Consider the following 2,592-nt stretch of genomic DNA (forward strand, 5'->3'; position numbering starts at 1 on the left):
CCGCCCAGGACGTCGACGAGGCCTTGCTCGATGCGGGCCAGGAGGTTGATCGGTTTCCGGCGGGCGGAGGCGGTGAGGCACACCGGGGCGGCCAGGGCGTAGGCGATGTGCCCGGAGCGGGTGTGCGGGTTCAGGGGCACCCAGGAGGGCTGGGGCAGCCCGGCCAGATCGGCCACCTGATCCGCCTCGGAGCCGTCGTGGTCGGTGACCACGATCGACTGCAGGCACAGGGGGTTGGTCTCGATGTAGGGCAGCTGCAGAGCGTGCTCTCGGGACACCCGCCGGTAGGCGCCGTCCTTGCGCTCAGCGGCCAGTGGCGCCTGCGGTAGCCAGTGGTCGGCGAACACGTTCTGGAAGCTCATGAGGTGACCCAACCACAGATTCCCCATCTCCCCGGGTACGACTCACCTTAATCAGATACTTCCGCCGAAAATTCTTTCCAGCCTGCGCGTAGCGCAGCCCGTTTCCGGGTCCTGCCGAACGCCGCTGGAACCGTCACACCTCATGCATCATTCGATGACTGAGGCTTAGGTGACCCCACGCAGGCGCGCACAGGCATAGCTGCACCCTTCCGCCCGAGGTGCCCCAAGCACCGCAACCAGGCACCGACTCAGCCCCAATTTTCATCCGCCGGCCCCGACAACCACGGTCACTGTCGATGACTCCTGCTGCCCCCGATTAACCCTTCACGGGTGAGGGGTTAACCCGTTCTAGGTGAGGCGACCAGAACGGGTCCCTGTGCTTGGCCATGTGGTCGAGCGGGTGCCTGGCGGGGTGGCGTGGTGATTGGCGGTGGGCCGGTTTCGGGCGCGCTGGGGTGTCCTGGTTGTGCGCACCGAGGACTCCTGGGGAGGTGGTGACGAGCATCTTCCCCACCGGCTGGCCGAAGAATGCAAGAGGTGTGACGGCTCAGAAGTGCGTTGGTTGGCTCAGCGATGCGTTCAGCGGAGCAAAGCTGAGGGGGTGTGCTGATGGGTGGGGGGCGCTGACCAGGACTAGTTGCCTGCTGCTGTGGGCACGAAAAAAGCCGGGGAGTGGTGCCCGGCTTTTTTCGTGGGGAGGAGGATCCCGTTCCCCACGTTCTAGTGTCCTGCACAGCGGTGGGTGATGCCTATAGCTGGAGGCATCAGCGGTGCTGGATTAGTGCTCTGACGGGAGGCCGGGCCTGGTCTCCCTGGCCTCCCGTGGGAGCGGTTGATGTGAGCACGCCAACTCCCACTTCCAGTGTCTGCCACGCTCCAAAAGGCACCCAAAGGTGACGACAGGTCACGGGCGGGAGGCCTGACAAAGGGTCGATCTGTCGGTGCCGGCACCTTTCTCGGGCGCGCGCCCGAGAAGCACTGTCCCGCATGTGCTGGACAGTGAAGCGTGGAGCAAAGCTATGTTCTATGTGCCATAAAACGGGATCGGCCTCCGGCCGGGGCACCACGCGGGGCGGGTGGGCGCTGCGCTGGGCATGCGAAAGGCCGGGGAGGGGCCCCGGCCTTTCCAGTGAGATGCCTCTTCACCGTGGATCATTCTGCGGCACGGAACCGGCCCATGTCGCCCGTGCCGGCGGAAGAGTCCTCAGGTGGCGGAAGTGAGCTTGTGCCGGTCTCGGGCGCGCTGAACGAGGTTCTGCGCGGCCTTCTCGGAGCAACCGAGGCGGTCGGCGATCTCGCGGTACTTCAGGCCGGCGTTCTTGAGCTCGAGGGCGAGATCCTGCCGGGCCCGAGACCGCTTGATGAACTCGTCACGGGGTTCGGCGACAGCGCGCTGAACCGTGCGTGGGTGGCATCCCACTGACTGCGCGACCTCACGGGCAGTCCTGGTTCGGCGTACAGGGTTCTCAGCGGTCATCGGAGGGCCTCCTGCTGGATGAGTGTGCGGTCGATGCGGCGTTTGTCAGCGGCGCGTTCGCTGAGGCAAGTGCCCCAAGCTTTGCGTCGTTGGTTGGTGAGTTCTGGGGTGATGTTGCGCCAGGTCCAGCGGGCGATGGAGCGGGCCAGGTGCAGCACTTCGACCTCGCCCAGCGGGCCGCGGGTGAACTCCTCAGCGATGGCGGTGAGGTTCTTGTTCACGGCGAAGGCGTGAACGGTCTGCTCCCACTCGGTGGCCTCGTCGTAGCGCAGGCGGGCGCGGTAGGCCCATTGCCGGGTGAGGTGGAACAGGGCGACGTTGCGGCCCACAGACGACGCTGTAAGGGCTTTTCCGGTCCTGGAGGGCCCTGGGAGGGCTCCGACGTCTCCGAGGGCCTGTGCGAGCTCCTGGAGGCCGTAGAGGGCGCTTTCCTCGCCCCACAGCGGCATGTGCTGGCGGTGGACGGGGTTCTTGGTCACCCGGCCCGCGTAGCCGATGTCCCCGCCCAGGACGTCGACGAGGCCTTGCTCGATGCGGGCCAGGAGGTTGATCGGTTTCCGGCGGGCGGAGTCGGTGAGGCACACCGGGGCGGCCAGGGCGTAGGCGATGTGCCCGGAGCGGGTGTGCGGGTTCAGGGTCACCCAGGAGGGCTGGGGCAGCCCGGCCAGATCGGCCACCTGATCAGCCTCGGAGCCGTCGTGGTCGGTGACCACGATCGACTGCAGGCACAGGGGGTTGGTCTCGATGTAGGGC

At 66.7% G+C, this 2,592-nt stretch carries 3 protein-coding genes; all 3 read right to left on the reverse strand.

Annotation, left to right across the window (positions count from 1 at the left end):
* A partial coding sequence (locus ABL57_RS03075; RefSeq protein WP_047801982.1) for a replication initiation protein occupies positions 1–362 on the reverse strand: 362 nt, incomplete at its 3' end.
* 1,204 nt (positions 363–1,566) lie between these two features.
* Positions 1,567–1,839: a sigma factor-like helix-turn-helix DNA-binding protein gene (locus ABL57_RS03080; RefSeq protein WP_047801983.1), complete on the reverse strand. Its 273-nt coding sequence runs from the start codon at positions 1,837–1,839 to the stop codon at positions 1,567–1,569.
* Positions 1,836–2,592 (reverse strand): replication initiation protein (locus tag ABL57_RS03085; protein ID WP_203225543.1); only part of this gene is annotated, 757 nt, incomplete at its 5' end. The genes ABL57_RS03085 and ABL57_RS03080, both read right to left, overlap by 4 nt.

The sequence above is a fragment of the Kocuria sp. SM24M-10 genome (assembly GCF_001027955.1).
GTDB classification, from domain to species: domain Bacteria; phylum Actinomycetota; class Actinomycetes; order Actinomycetales; family Micrococcaceae; genus Kocuria; species Kocuria oceani.